Annotated in this window: 17 protein-coding genes; all 17 read left to right on the top strand. The window is 39.9% G+C overall.

Annotated elements, in window-relative coordinates; translation table 11 throughout:
* Positions 1–47 precede the first annotated feature (47 nt).
* The 17 genes from GHD25_RS09510 to recO all read left to right on the top strand — a co-directional run bounded on the left by GHD25_RS09510 (position 48) and on the right by recO (position 15,314).
* A complete protein-coding gene (locus GHD25_RS09510) occupies positions 48–812 on the top strand; it encodes a 16S rRNA (uracil(1498)-N(3))-methyltransferase (RefSeq protein ID WP_164216197.1) in 765 nt (254 codons plus the stop codon).
* Positions 812–2,164 carry a tRNA (N(6)-L-threonylcarbamoyladenosine(37)-C(2))-methylthiotransferase MtaB gene (mtaB, locus tag GHD25_RS09505; RefSeq protein ID WP_164216195.1) on the top strand — a complete coding sequence of 451 codons (1,353 nt, stop codon included), beginning with the start codon at positions 812–814 and terminating at the stop codon, positions 2,162–2,164. The genes GHD25_RS09510 and mtaB overlap by 1 nt, the downstream gene beginning before the upstream one ends.
* 149 nt (positions 2,165–2,313) lie before the next feature.
* Positions 2,314–2,991 (top strand): deoxyribose-phosphate aldolase, encoded by a 678-nt coding sequence (gene deoC / locus GHD25_RS09500; RefSeq protein ID WP_164216193.1) that lies wholly within the window; start codon positions 2,314–2,316, stop codon positions 2,989–2,991.
* 118 nt (positions 2,992–3,109) lie between these two features.
* Positions 3,110–3,286, top strand: coding sequence for a 30S ribosomal protein S21 (rpsU, locus tag GHD25_RS09495; RefSeq protein WP_164216191.1), 177 nt, complete (start codon positions 3,110–3,112; stop codon positions 3,284–3,286).
* A gap of 17 nt (positions 3,287–3,303) precedes the next feature.
* Entirely contained in the window at positions 3,304–3,750 is a 447-nt protein-coding gene (locus GHD25_RS09490) for a GatB/YqeY domain-containing protein (protein ID WP_164216189.1), read from the top strand.
* Between the two features lie 273 nt (positions 3,751–4,023).
* Complete coding sequence (locus GHD25_RS09485; protein WP_240452295.1) at positions 4,024–5,307, top strand: NfeD family protein; 1,284 nt, start codon at positions 4,024–4,026, stop codon at positions 5,305–5,307.
* 33 nt (positions 5,308–5,340) lie between these two features.
* Entirely contained in the window at positions 5,341–6,339 is a 999-nt protein-coding gene (gene floA / locus GHD25_RS09480) for a flotillin-like protein FloA (protein ID WP_164216187.1), read from the top strand.
* 27 nt (positions 6,340–6,366) lie between these two features.
* Positions 6,367–6,894 carry a hypothetical protein gene (locus tag GHD25_RS09475; protein ID WP_164216185.1) on the top strand — a complete coding sequence of 176 codons (528 nt, stop codon included), beginning with the start codon at positions 6,367–6,369 and terminating at the stop codon, positions 6,892–6,894.
* Positions 6,895–7,407: 513 nt separating this feature from the next.
* Positions 7,408–7,689, top strand: a complete 282-nt coding sequence (gene yqfC / locus GHD25_RS09470) for a sporulation protein YqfC (RefSeq protein ID WP_164216183.1) — start codon at positions 7,408–7,410, stop codon at positions 7,687–7,689.
* A gap of 10 nt (positions 7,690–7,699) precedes the next feature.
* Positions 7,700–8,923, top strand: coding sequence for a sporulation protein YqfD (gene yqfD / locus GHD25_RS09465; RefSeq protein WP_164216181.1), 1,224 nt, complete (start codon positions 7,700–7,702; stop codon positions 8,921–8,923).
* A 2-nt stretch (positions 8,924–8,925) separates the two neighbouring features.
* Positions 8,926–9,885, top strand: coding sequence for a PhoH family protein (locus GHD25_RS09460; protein ID WP_164216180.1), 960 nt, complete (start codon positions 8,926–8,928; stop codon positions 9,883–9,885).
* 59 nt (positions 9,886–9,944) lie between these two features.
* Complete coding sequence (locus tag GHD25_RS09455) at positions 9,945–12,086, top strand: HD family phosphohydrolase (RefSeq protein WP_164216178.1); 2,142 nt, start codon at positions 9,945–9,947, stop codon at positions 12,084–12,086.
* The gene (ybeY, locus tag GHD25_RS09450; RefSeq protein WP_164216176.1) at positions 12,086–12,550 is read left to right on the top strand and encodes an rRNA maturation RNase YbeY; all 465 of its coding nucleotides are present in this window, start codon (positions 12,086–12,088) and stop codon (positions 12,548–12,550) included. Before GHD25_RS09455 ends, ybeY begins: the two co-directional genes overlap by 1 nt.
* Positions 12,540–12,902 (top strand): diacylglycerol kinase family protein, encoded by a 363-nt coding sequence (locus GHD25_RS09445; protein ID WP_164216174.1) that lies wholly within the window; start codon positions 12,540–12,542, stop codon positions 12,900–12,902. The genes ybeY and GHD25_RS09445 overlap by 11 nt, the downstream gene beginning before the upstream one ends.
* 353 nt (positions 12,903–13,255) lie before the next feature.
* On the top strand, positions 13,256–14,161 hold the full coding sequence (gene era / locus GHD25_RS09440; protein ID WP_164216172.1) for a GTPase Era: 906 nt from the start codon (positions 13,256–13,258) through the stop codon (positions 14,159–14,161).
* 88 nt (positions 14,162–14,249) lie between these two features.
* On the top strand, positions 14,250–14,399 hold the full coding sequence (locus tag GHD25_RS09435; RefSeq protein WP_164216406.1) for a YqzL family protein: 150 nt from the start codon (positions 14,250–14,252) through the stop codon (positions 14,397–14,399).
* 171 nt (positions 14,400–14,570) lie between these two features.
* Positions 14,571–15,314 carry a DNA repair protein RecO gene (recO, locus tag GHD25_RS09430; RefSeq protein ID WP_164216170.1) on the top strand — a complete coding sequence of 248 codons (744 nt, stop codon included), beginning with the start codon at positions 14,571–14,573 and terminating at the stop codon, positions 15,312–15,314.
* Positions 15,315–15,978: the final 664 nt, after the last annotated feature.

The following is a 15,978-nucleotide window of genomic DNA, read 5'->3' as shown; positions in this document are numbered from 1 at the left end:
AAGACTCAAGCTAATTTAAATTTCTTCTGGATAAGCAGGTGATCGATGTGCAGCGATACTTTGTCCCGGAGTCGGGATGGAAGGAAAAACAAGTCATCATTGCAGGCGATGATGTTCATCACATCAATAAAGTGATGCGTTTAAAAGAAGGGGATCAAGTCATTTGCGGACACCCGGATGGCTATGCTGCTGTCTGTGAAATCATTTTCAGCAGTCCAAATGAAATCCATACAACTATAGTGGAACCAGTGAAGAGAAATGCAGAGCTTCCAATCAATGTAATCATTGCCCAAGGCTTGCCAAAAGGAGATAAAATCGATTATATTGTACAAAAAGGGACAGAGCTTGGTGCTGCCGCTTTTTTGCCGTTTGAGGCAGAAAGATCCATTGTTGTTTGGGATGAAAAAAAGAAAAAGAAAAAAATAAACAGATTAAATAAGATTGCTAAAGAAGCAAGCGAGCAAAGCCACCGCAATAAGATTCCATATATATATCCGGTCATGTCTTATGCGGAAATGATTAAAGACATGAATGAGGATGATATCAAGTTATTTGCATATGAAGAAGAAGCCAAAACAGGGAATTTCCAATCATTGGCTCCGATACTAGATCAAATTAAACCGGACCGTATAAGACGGTTAATCATTTGTATCGGCCCGGAGGGAGGGTTTTCCCTGAATGAAGCCAATATGCTGAAAAAACACGGTTTTCATGCTGTACGGCTGGGACCAAGAATACTGAGAACTGAAACTGCATCTCTCTATGCATTAGCAAGTATTTCTTACCATTTTGAAGAATTGGGGTGTAAATAATGCCAACAGTTGCATTTCATACATTAGGCTGTAAGGTGAACCATTATGAAACAGAAGGAATATGGAATATGTTTAAAAGTAACGGATATGAACGGGTCGATTTCGATCATAATTCCGATGTATATGTCATTAATACATGTACAGTAACAAATACAGGGGATAAAAAAAGCAGGCAGGTCATCCGCCGTGCAGTCAGGAAGAATCCGGAAGCTATTATTTGTGTAACCGGCTGCTATGCCCAAACCTCACCGGGAGAAATTATCGAAATACCGGGGGTGGATGTCGTTGTCGGTACACAGGATCGTAAAAATATGCTGAAATACATTGATGAACACCAAAAAACGAGAGAGCCGGTCAACGGTGTGAAAAGCATTATGAAGAATCGTGTATTTGAGGAAATGGACGTCCCGGAGTTTACGGACCGCACCCGTGCTTCTCTAAAAATCCAGGAAGGCTGCAATAACTTCTGTACTTTTTGTATTATACCGTGGTCAAGGGGACTTCTCCGTTCCAGGGATCCGGAAAATGTGCTGATACAAGCACGTAAATTAGTACAAGCCGGCTATAAGGAAATCGTTCTTACAGGAATTCACACTGCCGGCTATGGAGAAGATATGACAGACTATAATTTTGCAAGCCTGCTTCGGGATCTGGAAACGAAAGTGGATGGGTTGAAGCGTATACGGATCTCTTCCATTGAAGCAAGCCAGATTACTGATGAGGTTATTGAAGTGCTGGATAATTCGAAAAAAATCGTGCGGCACCTGCATATTCCATTACAGTCTGGTTCTGATACTGTGCTGGAAAGAATGAGAAGGAAATATTCCACCGGCTTCTATAAGGAAAAAGTGGAGAAAATTAAAAAAGCACTGCCTGGACTTGCCATTACTTCTGATGTAATCGTAGGCTTTCCAGGTGAGACAGAAGAAGAATTTACGGAGACCTATAATTTCGTTAAAGAAATAGGTTTCTCCGAACTCCACGTCTTCCCGTTCTCACGCCGTACCGGCACACCTGCTGCACGTATGAAAGAGCAGGTAGAGGATGAGGTGAAAAATGACCGCGTTCACCGTTTAATAGCGCTGTCCGATCAAATGGCTAAAGAATATGCTTCCCATTACGAAAACGAAGTGCTGGAAGTCATTCCGGAAGAACGCGTACAAGATAAAGCACATCCGGAAAAACTAGTCGGCTACACGGATAATTATTTAAAGGTACAATTTGAAGGAACACCTGATATGATCGGGAAAATTATACGTGTAAAAATTTCAAAAGCTGGTTACCCAATAAATGAAGGTACTTTTGTTAGAATTATGGATGAAACTGCAAATGAACATGTAAATGCGATGTAAAGAAAATGTGTACAGGAAGAGGGGCAAAGCATTACGGAGGGAAGAGGAAGAGGGTTCAGCACCCTCCCCGGGGCTTTTCCCATAACATTTGGTCTTTCCTGAAGCATACTAATATGCAGTTAGTTCATAGAAAGAAAAGGGGTAAGGTTATGCGAAATAAGGAACTGGCAAAATATATTGATCATACACTATTAAAACCTGATACAAAACAGGAAAATATAGAAAAATTGATAGGCGAAGCAAAAGAGCATGAATTTGCATCTGTTTGTGTAAATCCATACTGGGTCCCTTTATGTTACGATAAATTAAAAGATACAAATGTAAAGGTATGTACAGTAATTGGTTTTCCTTTAGGGGCAACTTCTACGAATACAAAGGTTTTTGAGACAAGACAAGCGATTAAAGATGGCGCAGCAGAAGTTGATATGGTAATCAATATAGGTGAATTAAAAACCGGAAATGATATGCAGGTTAAAGAAGATATCGAAGCAGTTGTCCAGGCAGCCGGCAAAGAGGTACTGACCAAAATAATTATTGAAACATCATTATTAACAGATGATGAAAAGATACGTGCGTGTAAATTGGCAAAAGAGGCTGGAGCAGATTATGTAAAAACTTCGACAGGATTCTCCGGAGGCGGGGCAACCCGCTCTGATATAGAGCTGATGCGCAGGACTGTCGGGGAAGATATGGGAATAAAAGCCTCCGGAGGGGTGCGCGATTCAAATACAGTCAACAACATGATTGAAGCAGGTGCGACCCGTATCGGCGCCAGTGCCGGTGTAGCTATTTTAAATGACAGCAAAACAGGTGGAGATTCTTATTAAAGCTTCATAATTAATTTGTTGACCAATACGTAGTATTATATTATACTTTAAAAAGCATATGATTAATTATACATATGCTCCTTAACTTGTTTTGTGCTTCGGAGGGAGGGAAAAAAGCATGTCAAATACAACTCGCGTTCGTAAAAACGAGTCTCTTGAAGATGCTCTTCGTCGCTTTAAGCGTAATGTGTCAAAAAGTGGTACATTACAAGAATATCGCAAGCGTGAACACTATGAAAAACCTAGTGTTAGACGCAAAAAGAAATCAGAAGCTGCCAGAAAACGCAGATACTAAAAGAGGGTGCAGTAATCATGACATTACTTGAAAAGCTCAATCAGGATATGAAGCAGGCAATGAAAAATAAAGATAAACAAACCCTTAGCGTAATTCGAATGGTGAAAGCTTCCATACAAAATGAATCAATAAAATTGGGGAAAGAAACACTTTCCGAAGATGAAGAACTGACTGTTTTGTCCAGAGAGGTAAAACAAAGAAAAGATTCCCTCCAAGAATTTAAATCAGCTGGACGCGATGATCTTGTAGAAAAAACAGAATCTGAACTAAATATTTTACAGGAATATATGCCTGAGCAGCTTTCCAACGAGGAGCTGGAAGAAATTATTCAATCAACAATTAAGGAAGTAAATGCTGCTTCCAAAAAAGACATCGGAAAGGTAATGAGTGCTGTCATGCCGAAAGTAAAAGGAAAGGCAGATGGCTCACAAATCAACAAAATTGTACAAAAACAGTTAAATTAATATCCAGTAAAGAACCTTGTCGTTTATTTCTGACAAGGCTCTTTTTATATCCTGAAGCTTAAACTCCCACTGACTCAATTTAGCTGCTTCCTATTCCATGCAATTGATATACGAACTTGAATACTTTATGGTACTATTAACATAAGAATGGGAAAAAATGAAACCAAACCCATCAGTAATCCGTATGCAAAAATATAGACTTGTAAGGGGGTGATCCTTGTGCCGGGAAAAAAGATTTTCATATACATAGTACTGCTGATCATGATAGCTGTAATGTCGGCAGCAGGCAATAACGGAATGATACATGCGGAAGATGACGAACAAGGCGGTGGGCAGTCGGTCTATGTAATCCCCATTGAGAAAGAAGTGGAACGCGGCCTTGAGGCATTTTTATCCCGGACTACAGAGGAAGCAGTTGAAGAAGGGGCAGACCATATTATTTTTGAAATTAATACACCGGGCGGCCGTGTAGATGCAGCCGGGAATATTGCAAGTGAACTTCAATCACTGGATATTCCAACTACATCCTTTGTTATTAATCAGGCATTATCAGCAGGTTCCTATATTGCTTTGAATACAGATAATATTTATATGAGACCGCAGGCAACAATGGGTTCAAGCGGTGTTATTACCGGAGATGGCAATGCTGCTGATGAAAAAGCTCAATCTGCCTGGCTGGCAGCAATGAGAAGTGCTGCAGAATCAAAAGGCAGAGATCCTTTATACGCTGCAGCTATGGCTGATCCATCCATTGACCTGCCGGAAATAGGGTCTCCGGAAGGTGATTACCTTACATTGGATCCTACCACTGCCCTGGAAGTGGGGTATTCAGAGGGTACCGTAGGCGACCGCGTTGAACTACTGCATGAACTGGGTTTGTCTGATGCGACAGTAATAGAAATGGAAACCTCATTTGCTGAAGAGGTTGCACGTTTTATAACCAATCCGGTAGTTATACCGATTCTTTTGTCCTTAGGGAGTCTTGGACTGATTGTTGAATTATATTCTCCCGGATTTGGGGTGCCGGGCACAATTGGAATCCTTTCACTTGTTTTGTTCTTTTATGGACATATTGTTGCCGGACTTGCGGGTTCAGAGGCTATCATCCTACTCGTTATAGGAATTGGTTTAATTATTGCGGAGATTTTTGTGGCAGGCGGGATTTTAGGTCTGCTCGGAGTTGCTGCGGTCATTGGTTCACTCTTTATGTCCGGTTATGATGTAGGGCATATGTCAATGAGTATCTCTATTGCCTTTTTAGTTGCCATAGGTACTGCTGTTGTACTATTCAGGCGAATAGGGATGGATAAAGGCGTTTTCCGGCACATTATACTTAGGGATGAAAATACGACAGAACTGGGATATGTATCCACTGCCAACCGACTGGAATTAATTGGACTGGAAGGTGAAACTGCCACACCGTTGCGTCCGGCTGGTGCAGCGTTGTTTAATGAGGAACGGATCGATGTTGTGTCTGAAGGAGCATTTATTGATGCGAATTCTAGAGTGAAAATTGTTAAAGTTGAAGGAGCACGTATTGTTGTTAGAGAAATCTAATATAAGATAAATAATTCAGTAGGAGGAATTTTCATGACGTTAACCGAACTTATGCCGCTGATTATTATTGCGGTCATCATTATTGCTTTGGCAATATTGTTTACGTTCATACCGGTTATGCTATGGATCAGCGCGCTGGCAGCCGGTGTAAAAGTAGGAATTTTTACGCTGATTGGTATGCGATTGCGCCGAGTTGTACCAAATAGAGTTATTAATCCTCTAATTAAAGCGCATAAAGCAGGGCTGGGATTAAAAACAAACCAGCTCGAAAGTCACTACCTTGCCGGAGGTAATGTGGACAGGGTAGTAAATGCGCTTATCGCTGCTCATCGCGCAAATATTGATTTGCCATTTGAACGCGGTGCTGCCATTGATCTGGCAGGACGTGACGTACTTGAAGCCGTTCAAATGAGTGTAAACCCGGAAGTCATTGAAACACCATTTATTGCTGGTATTGCGATTGACGGTATTGAAGTGAAGGCCAAGGCAAGAATTACTGTACGTGCCAATATTGACCGCCTTGTCGGGGGTGCCGGTGAAGAAACAATCATCGCGCGTGTTGGTGAAGGTGTCGTAAGTACAATCGGTAGCTCGGAAACACATGCCCAGGTACTGGAAAACCCTGATTCAATTTCCCAGACCGTATTGGCTAAAGGACTGGATGCAGGTACAGCATTTGAAATTCTTTCCATTGATATTGCAGATGTGGATATCGGTAAAAACATCGGTGCAATTCTGCAAACCGATCAAGCCGAAGCAGACAAAAATATTGCACAGGCTAAAGCGGAAGAGCGTCGTGCTATGGCTGTTGCACAAGAGCAGGAAATGGTTGCCAGAGTACAAGAAATGCGTGCAAAAGTGGTGGAAGCAGAAGCGGATGTACCGCTTGCGCTGGCAGAAGCATTGCGTTCAGGAAATCTGGGTGTCATGGATTATATGAACTATAAAAACATTGATGCCGATACAGATATGAGAGATACCATCGGTAAATTAAGCGAAGATAATGATGATAACAATGAACCTCAGAGCTAAGAAAATTGCTATAAAGGAGAATGAACAATGGAAGCTCTTTTAGAATTAATATTTGGCAATTTCTTTATCGTTATCCTGATCATTGCAGGGATTTTGGGGTTTTTGAGAGACAATGCTGCAAAGCAAAAGGAAGAAGATAGAAAAAGACGGACCAGGCCGACAAGACGTGCTCCGCAAACCGCCCGTGGTCCAGTATCCTCAAGTGGTAATAATCGGACCAGCGGGAAAGGTACACTTGAAACAGTCAGGGAAACTATTTCCTCTTCATCTATAGAAACACAGCAAAAGGAACAAATGGAAAAGCTGGCTAACCGGTTTAACACGCGGACCAATGAAGCAGTGGATGAATTACAGGAAGGAATTGCTGGTTCCGGAAGTGTGCTGCGGGAAACCGCGAAGGACCTGTCAAAAGAGCAGGAACAAATAAAAAGAGGTGTATCCCAAAGCTTGAAAGGAAAAGGGCTAATAAATGGAATTATTATGTCCGAAGTGTTGGGTTCGCCCAGGGCAAGAAGACCGTACCGGAGTGTAATAACGGAGCGAAAGAATGGCTGATTAAAATTGCCAACAGCAAAAAACCTGATGGGAAAGCATTTTCTCATCGGGTTTTCTTTTTAACAAACATTTAAAATTTAGGGATATGCTATCAGTACACGGGATTTTGGTTTACTTCCTTTCTCATGCAGGTTTTGGTGGGGTCATCCAATTTTATGTAAATCGATTCCTGTTTTCCCGCAACCAGTATGAGCAGAAAAAATTCGGTATTATAATGAGTCGCAAAAATATATAATTCTATTCCTGGCAAATTGCTTACCTCTGTATCCATTGAAAATTCCCATAACTAGTTATTCCGCGAAAATACAGAAGTTTATGCCCCTAAATATAGGACATTAAGAGGTTTAAACTTTTCTTCTTATATACTATACTTTTTAAATTTCTATTTATTATATTTATTTTTGTATAAGCCTCGAATTAGTCTAATTAGCTTCGTCATTTACATTTACGCAATTCCAAGTTCTTATTACAAGATTATTTTCATAAATATGATGATGAGAGGGGGCTGTGTGAATGAAAAATTGGCAACAGGGACTGAAACCATGGTTAATAAAATACCTGGCCCTTCCATCAGATGTAGTTCTTGAATTACCGAGAATAACAATTGTCGGCGACTTACATGTATACATTGAAAACCATAAGGGACTGATTACTTATTCGGAAACAGAGCTTAAATTAAAATCAAATAAAGGATACATCCGCGTCATGGGTTCATCATTTGTGTTAAAGATGATGCTCCCGGAGGAAATATTATTAGAAGGAATAATCAAAGACGTTAAATTTATTCCGGATTAAGGAGGGGGACATGAAACAAATACAAGGATCCTTTTTTACTGGTTATGTAACTATCGCAGTTAAGGGGAATCAGCCGGAGCTTTTTTTTCAGTTATGCGCGCAAAAAGGCATTTCAGTATGGGATGTAAAGAAAACAGCTGATAATCAATGTCAAGGAAATGTGAAACTTAATGATGTAAACGAAATAAAATATATAAGAAAAAATACCGGTTATAAAATCCGGTTTATGAACAAAAAAGGGTTTCCTTTCCACCTAAGCAGGTTTTTGCAAAGGAAAGAATTACTGACTGCCGCCATACTCAGTATTATGTTGGTTTTATTTTTATCGAATATTATATGGGAAGTTAAAGTAACCGGTGTGCCAAAGGATATTGAGGAAAAAATTACAAAACAATTGGACAGTTACGGAATTCATTCAGGAGCATGGAAATTTTCGATTGATTCTCCCAAAGAAATTCAAAAAATGCTGGTGGAAGATATTCCTGAGTTATTGTGGGTAGGTGTGGACCAAAAAGGGACAACCTATTTTCTTGAAGGGGTGGAAAAAGTAATTGTTGAAGAAGAAGAGGCGGAAGGACCCCGGCATTTGGTTGCCACAAAAAAAGGAGTAATAAAAAACATGTACGTTACTGAAGGTATTCCGCAAGTCAGCGTTAATGATTACGTAGAACCCGGAGATATACTGGTGTCCGGAATTATTAACGGGGAGGAAGAGACTGGTGAGGATGAGGATGGTGAAAATAATAAAGAGCTGGAATATGTGGCAGCTGAGGGCGAAATAACTGCAACGACATGGTATGAAGCAGAAGTAACTATTCCTTTGCAATTCAATACGGAGCGGATTACAGGAAATCATGAAAAAAAATATTATATCCGTATTGGAAATATGCAGCTGCCTGTATGGGGTTTCTCTGAACCAGACTATAATGCTATTCATAGGGAAGCAGATGAAAGGCCGATCAATTTCTTTAAATGGGAATTGCCTGTTGCCTTTGTTGAAATGACGTTAAGTGAATTGCTGCATGAGGAGAAAGAGAGAACAAAAGAAGAAGCAGTGAATATTGGAGTTGAACAGGCAAAGAACGAATTGTCTTTACAACTTGGTCCTGATGCTGAAATTATATCCGAAAAAGTTTTGCATGAAACTACAGACAGTGGTAAAGTTAAAGTAAACTTGTATATAAATGCAGAAGAAGATATTGCGCAAATACAACCTTTAAATCAAGGAGATTGAGTATGTCAGAGAACTTCACGGAAATTGATTTGCATTTGGCAGATCCAAATGAAGCAATGGCTTTATTTGGCATTAACGACAAATACCTATTGCAGCTTGAGGAATTATTAAATGTTTCTATTGTTACACGTGGAGAACAAATCAGCGTGTCGGGAGAAAAAGAAAATATTGTGCTGCTTGAAGGAATACTTCCTGCTTTATTGGCTGTGATCAGGAAAGGCCTGACCATATCGGAACGGGATGTAGTTTATGCTGTGGATCTTGCAAAAAAGGGAAAACTGTCCCAATTTGAAACGCTGTTTGAGGATGAGATAACCAAAAATGTACAAGGAAAACCAATCAGGGTGAAAACGCTGGGGCAAAAACGCTATATTGCTTCCATCCGGGCAAATGACCTCGTTTTCGGGATTGGACCTGCCGGTACCGGAAAAACATATTTGGCTGTTGTCATGGCGGTTCATGCCCTGAAAAACGGCCTGGTCAAACGAATTATACTCACTCGCCCTGCTGTTGAAGCAGGAGAAAGTCTTGGTTTTTTGCCGGGTGATCTAAAAGAGAAAGTAGACCCATATTTACGGCCGCTGTATGACGCGCTGCATGATGTACTCGGTGCAGAACATACACTGAGGCTGATTGAAAGGGAAACGATCGAAATTGCTCCGCTTGCATATATGAGAGGAAGAACCCTTGATGATGCATTTGTTATTCTGGATGAAGCACAAAATACGACACCGGAACAAATGAAAATGTTTCTGACCCGCCTTGGATTTGGTTCAAAGATGGTTGTCACCGGTGATATCACACAAATTGATCTTCCAAAGGGAGTCAAATCGGGACTTCAAATAGCAAATCGGCTGCTAAACGGGGTAAAAGGAATCACCTTTGTTTATCTGGATGCAACAGATGTGGTGAGACATCCATTAGTTCAGCGGATCATCGAAGCTTATGAAACAAATAATTAGATAATAGTGGTAAGACCCATTGTACGGGTCTTATTTCTCTATTTCCCGGGGTGAAATAAATGAAAAAGAAAATAGCAAAAAAAGCAAAATCATTTTTAAAACATTCCAATAGTCGGGTATTTATACTATTCAGTGTGCTTTTCTTGGCTGTATTTTTCTTTTTTATTACATTGCCCAATGTTCACATGGAAACATATAATATTGAAAGATTCACAAATGCCAGAGATACAATCCGTTCCCCGGTCACGATAGAAAATGAGCAGGCAACAGAGAGGCAAACACGGGAAACGGTACAGGCTGTGGAAGACCGTTATAATATATCGGAAGAAATCACGGGAGAACGTGTGGAATATGTAATGGAAATTTTCGATGCCATTTCCATGCTGGAAGAAGAGAGTTTAAGACCGGAGGGAGATGGGGAAAATCAAAGACCGGTTCCCGTTTCCAACCGGGAAAAGGTTCGTCAGCTGAAAGAAATACTGTCCACTGAAATTACAGACGCTGTAAATGACAGTCTGTTTATACAGCTGGTTGAAATCCCGGAAGATGAAAGAGAGGAAGGGCAGGAGCTTTTCATAAGCTTATTGGAAGAAACAATGGAGGCCGGTGTACGTACAGAAAACATTCAAAGTGCTATATCAACGATGAAACAAAGCATTAATTATTCTGAACTGTCGCCGGAAATGAAAAATGAATTAGCCAGGCTTACTGACTTCGCAGTTGTTGAAAATTCGTTTTTTGATATGGAAAAAACAATGGAAGCCCGCAGAAATGCGGCGTCCAGCGTAGATCCTGTCGTTATCAGGGCAGGAGAGGTAATTGTTCGCGAGGGTCAAACTATTACAAACGAAATATATGAGGATCTGACCTTAGTAGGAGCCTTGGATAATGACCGGAATTTGTATCCGCTGATTGGACTTGGTATATTGCTGCTTATTATTTCCTTTATTGCTGCCCATGAAATGTATTGGCTGTCAAAAAAGCAAAAAATTGATCGCCGAAAAGTTATTGCTATTCTTATTATCAGTATTTTGGTTGCATCCCTCATGAAAATTGCAAGCCTGTATACGACAGAGGGAAACAATTTGTTTTTTGCTGTTCCTGTTGCAACTGGAGTGTTATTAATCAAACAATTAATCCATGAACGAACAGCCATTGTTTTCAGTGTGCTTTATGCCATTCTGGGAAGTATCATTTTTAATGGCCAAATTCCCGGATCATTAAATGTGGAAGCTGGAATCTACTTCTTGCTGGCGCAGCTGGCAGGCATTATTTTTCTCATGAATGTCAAGGACAGGTTGTCTATTTTAAGATCCGGGATTGGCATGACAATCATTAATGTGCTGACTGTACTATTATTTTTATTTCTTTCCATTGAAAAATATGCCATGCTGGATATATTAATTCAAGCATCTTTTGGGTTGGCTTCAGCCTTCCTTTCGGCTGTACTGATGATAGGGCTGCTTCCTTTTTTTGAAACCGGTCTTGGTATATTATCCGATATAAAATTGCTGCAGTTAGCCAGTCCGAATCAGCCTTTGCTAAAAAAACTGCTGACCGAAGCACCCGGCACATATCATCATTCCATCATGGTGGCCAACCTAAGTGAGACCGCCTGTGAAGCAATTGGGGCAAATGGTTTGCTGGCAAGGGTGGGGGCATATTATCATGATCTTGGGAAAACCGTACGGCCGCATTATTTTATTGAAAATCAATTATCGATTAATAACCCGCACGATGTAATATCTCCAAAACAAAGTGCGGAAATCATTATCAGCCATCCCTATGATGGGGCGGAAATGCTTAAGAAGCATCGTTTGCCGGAAGAGATTATAGATATAGCAAAACAGCATCATGGTACAACCCTGCTAAAATATTTTTATTATAAGGAAAAAGAATCAAATAAACATGTAAAAGAAGAAAACTATCGCTATCCTGGGCCAAAGCCCCAAACAAAAGAGGCTGCCATTGTTTGTATTTGTGATTCAGTGGAGGCAGCAGTTCGCTCCTTAAAAGAGCCGACAGAGGAAAAAATAGAGGAGATTGTTTCTTCCATTGTGAAAGACCGTATGACAGACGGACAATTAAATGAGACTCCGCTTACATTGCATGAATTGGATGTGGTTCACCGAACGGTTTGTGATGCGTTAAAAGGGATTTTCCATTCACGTATACAATATCCTATAAAGGAGGCAAAATAATGCATATTGACTTTCTTGATCAAACAAGGTCTGTCCAAAGTGATTATATTGATTTATTGCAGCAGGTAATTATTTTTACTGCAAAGCAGGAGGGTATTTCCAGTGAAGCGGAAATCTCAATTAATTTTGTGGATAATAATGAGATAAAGGAATTAAACCGCAACTACCGGCAAAAGGATGAACCAACAGATGTCATTTCATTCGCGATGCAGGAAACGGTAGAAGGTGAACCGGAAATTGTCGGAGAAGATATTCCGTTAACACTTGGCGATATCGTAATTTCCGTTGATAAAGCAAAAGAACAGGCTGCAGAGTACAATCATTCGCTGGAAAGAGAGCTTTGCTTTTTGGCTGTTCACGGCTTTTTGCATTTGCTGGGCTATGACCATATAAATAAAGAAGATGAAGAAATTATGTTTACACGGCAGGATGAGATTTTAGGCGGGTTCGGCATTGAAAGATAAAAAGAAATCCATCGGTTTTTCTTATGCATGGAATGGATTACGGGAGGCAGCTAAACTGGAGCGAAATTTCCGTATTCATCTGTTATTTGCCGTTTTGGTCATAATTAGCGGTTTCCTGTTTAAGTTAGCACCGTCGGAATGGGCAATTATTATTTTTGTAATTGGTTTTGTGCTAGTAACCGAATTAATAAATACCGTGATTGAAAAAGTGATTGATTATATCAAGCCCGATATCCATCCAACTGCCAAACTGATTAAAGATTATGCAGCAGGTGCTGTTCTCGCAGCAGCAATTACAGCTGTTTTAATTGGTCTTATTATTTTCGTGCCTAAATTGTATACGCTATTTTAAAAACCCTTTGGGACTGCGGGACTGCGCGTAAATGCTCGTCCCACCAAAAACCTTTGCGCTCGTTGCAAAGGATTTTTTTATTGGCGATATCCCATATTTTTGAAGGATCAGTAAAAAATAATGAGAAATATTCATTTTTCCACGCGAATAAAATAAAGTTTTTTCTTGTTTTGTCGAATACATGAAAGTGCTTTGTAATTATAGTATGATAATGATTAGAAAAGCTGGCTGAATGGAAAGGTTCAGCATTGAAATGGTACCCCTTTCACAAATTTGAAAAAAGTGTTTATAATTCTATCGGAAAAAGGGTATAGGAACTATATAAAGTTAAATTGCTGTCTTGGAGGAAAAACATGGATACTACATTTAAATCAGGATTTATTGCTATTATTGGCAGGCCGAACGTGGGTAAATCAACATTTATGAATAAAGTAATAGGACAAAAAATTGCTATAATGAGTGATAAGGCGCAAACTACACGACATAAAATCCAAGGGGTTTTAACTGAAGAAAATGCGCAAATGGTCTTTATTGATACTCCCGGCATTCATAAGCCAAAACATAAACTTGGTGATTTTATGGTTAATCTTGCAGAGAATGCATTGAATGAAGTGGATGCCATTTTGTTTATGATCAATGCGGACGAAGGATATGGAAAAGGCGATCAATATATATTGGACAGACTTCAAAAAGTAAATAGTCCGGTGTTCTTGATTATAAATAAAATTGATCTGATACACCCTGATGATTTATTTCCATTAATTGATCAGTATAAAGAAAAATATGATTTTAAAGAAATTATTCCAATATCGGCATTGCAGGGAAATAATATAAGCAGATTGCTGGAAGTTTTAAAAAGTTACCTGCCTGACGGGCCGCAATATTATCCAGGGGACCAAGTTACAGACCACCCGGAAAGGTTTTTAATGGGGGAACTGATCCGTGAAAAAGTATTGGAGCTGACCCGGGAAGAAGTACCTCATTCCATTGCAGTAGTCATAGAGAATATAGAAAAAAGAAATACGGCGGACACCATATTCATTCAAGCCACTATTATTACAGAAAGAAAAACACAAAAAGGCATATTAATTGGTAAGCAAGGAAGCATGTTAAAAAGTATCGGAAAAAAAGCTCGTCAGGATATAGAAAACTTACTAGGTACAAAAGTGTTCCTTGAACTATGGGTAAAGGTAAAAAAAGATTGGCGGAACAGGCAGCAGAACCTCCAGGAATACGGCTTTCGCGACGATGAGTACTAAACATGGAAAATTTTAATACACATGGTCTCCATATCGAGTGGAAACGATAAGAGGGAAACACTTAACAGGAAGAAAGGTGAGGTTTCTTGTGATTGATTTTACGTGGAAAGTATTTAGTCAAACGGGAAACATTGAAACTTATTTACTAATGAAACAAATTGAAAGTGAAAATGAAGAGGCATGGAAAGTAACAGAGACAAAAGGAAAAGAAGTTCATTCTATAGACAGCAAAATTTAATGTTTGCAGCGGCCGTTATAATACAAACAGCACCCTACCAGCAAAGTTTGGTATAATAAGTATTAGAATAACCCGGCTTTTGCCAATTATAGTTGGCGAAAGCCCAATTTACACGTATGCAGGCAGATTTTTATTCTTTTATCTGCTAAGGAAATTGAAAGGGGAAGCTTCGTGCTGGAAAAAGTAGATGGATTTATTATAAGGTCCAATGATTATGGTGAAACGCATAAAATAGTAACGATTTTCAGCAATAAACTTGGCAAAATTTCAGCATTGGCAAGAGGAGCCAAAAAACCGAAAAGCAGAATGGCTGCAGTGACACAGCCATTTATCTTCGGCCAATTTTATATTTATATAAACAGCGGTCTAAGCACGATTCAACAAGGGGAAGTGATTGATTCCTTTCGCGCTGTCCGGGAAGATATTATCAAAACAGCATTTAGTGCTTATATCGTGGAGTTAACGGATAAACTTATGGAATCTAAGAGTCCGGATGGGTATATATTTGAAGAGCTGCTTGGTACAATGAGGTGGATAGAGGAAAATGATGATGCAGCTATACCGATCATGATGTATGAGCTAAAGCTATTCAAAAAAGGCGGTTTTGCCCCGACAGTCCATTCTTGCAGCAATTGCGGCGGGATAGAAAGGTTTATTTCTTTCTCCATACGGGAAGCAGGATTGCTATGCAGCAATTGCAGCGGTATAGACCCGCATGCATTTGCCATATCACCTGTAATTGCAAAATTATTGTACATTTTCAGTACCGTGGAACTGAAGCGGGTTGGAACCATTTCCGTCAAACAGGAAAATATTAAATTGCTGCGTAAAATTATTGATGCCTATTATGAACAATATGGCGGCTATTTTTTAAAATCACGAAAGGTGATCAACCAGCTCCATTTATTAAAATAAATAGTTTTTATTGACAGGAGGGCTCTCATTAGCGTATTATCTTTACATACTGATTAATATCGATAAGCTTTGATGGAGATATTACTTTTTGTTCCCTGTTTAAAGCGAGTTCAGGATGGTGAAAGCTGGACATTAAAGCAGAAAGAAAGGGCACTCCGGAGCATTTAAATTAAAGCGGCTTCAGTGCATTGAAGCAAGTAGGGTGGAACCGCGGGCTCATATCCCGTCCCTATGTCTTATTTCAGGCATAGGGACGGGATTTTTAATATTTTGAGCGCGTTCTGACTTCCCGTCTGAAGAAAACTGCGACTAACTTATGTTCTTTCCAGTTTAACATTGCCTACCGTCCGGGGGTTGCTTCACAATAGGCACAAGGGCAACAGCGTCCCCGCGGAAAACCACCGCTGCGGGGTCCTTGGACTCGTGCTATCACCACCCTACGCTTCTCAGGACTGACGAAAGTATGGTGAAAGCGCAGGGTATTTCCGGAGCGCTTGATTTGCGCTCATCTTCTAAAGAGGGTGAGAAAGTCAGGCTAATGTTGCGACACAGTTTATAGATTTTATGATTTAAAAAAAATCTTTTTGATGGGGCGGGGAACCGCTGCACGGCATTCCCGATTTGCTTGCAGTGACTTTTTTACAAAAAGAATCCCATAAAAAAC

Origin of the sequence: Virgibacillus aidingensis, from assembly GCF_010994035.1 — a bacterium.
Classification (GTDB): domain Bacteria; phylum Bacillota; class Bacilli; order Bacillales; family Amphibacillaceae; genus Virgibacillus_N.
The sequence above is the reverse complement of the archived record's forward strand: the minus strand, read 5'-3'. Positions and strand labels throughout refer to the sequence as shown.

Excerpts from the sequence above, each read along its gene's own strand:
- mtaB (WP_164216195.1), top strand. The coding sequence starts at position 812 with ATGCCAACAGTTGCATTTCATACATTAGGCTGTAAGGTGAACCATTAT.
- deoC (WP_164216193.1), top strand. The coding sequence starts at position 2,314 with ATGCGAAATAAGGAACTGGCAAAATATATTGATCATACACTATTAAAA.
- rpsU (WP_164216191.1), top strand. The coding sequence starts at position 3,110 with ATGTCAAATACAACTCGCGTTCGTAAAAACGAGTCTCTTGAAGATGCT.
- GHD25_RS09490 (WP_164216189.1), top strand. The coding sequence starts at position 3,304 with ATGACATTACTTGAAAAGCTCAATCAGGATATGAAGCAGGCAATGAAA.
- GHD25_RS09485 (WP_240452295.1), top strand. The coding sequence starts at position 4,024 with ATGTCGGCAGCAGGCAATAACGGAATGATACATGCGGAAGATGACGAA.
- floA (WP_164216187.1), top strand. The coding sequence starts at position 5,341 with ATGACGTTAACCGAACTTATGCCGCTGATTATTATTGCGGTCATCATT.
- GHD25_RS09475 (WP_164216185.1), top strand. The coding sequence starts at position 6,367 with ATGGAAGCTCTTTTAGAATTAATATTTGGCAATTTCTTTATCGTTATC.
- yqfC (WP_164216183.1), top strand. The coding sequence starts at position 7,408 with ATGAAAAATTGGCAACAGGGACTGAAACCATGGTTAATAAAATACCTG.
- yqfD (WP_164216181.1), top strand. The coding sequence starts at position 7,700 with ATGAAACAAATACAAGGATCCTTTTTTACTGGTTATGTAACTATCGCA.
- GHD25_RS09460 (WP_164216180.1), top strand. The coding sequence starts at position 8,926 with ATGTCAGAGAACTTCACGGAAATTGATTTGCATTTGGCAGATCCAAAT.
- GHD25_RS09455 (WP_164216178.1), top strand. The coding sequence starts at position 9,945 with ATGAAAAAGAAAATAGCAAAAAAAGCAAAATCATTTTTAAAACATTCC.
- ybeY (WP_164216176.1), top strand. The coding sequence starts at position 12,086 with ATGCATATTGACTTTCTTGATCAAACAAGGTCTGTCCAAAGTGATTAT.
- era (WP_164216172.1), top strand. The coding sequence starts at position 13,256 with ATGGATACTACATTTAAATCAGGATTTATTGCTATTATTGGCAGGCCG.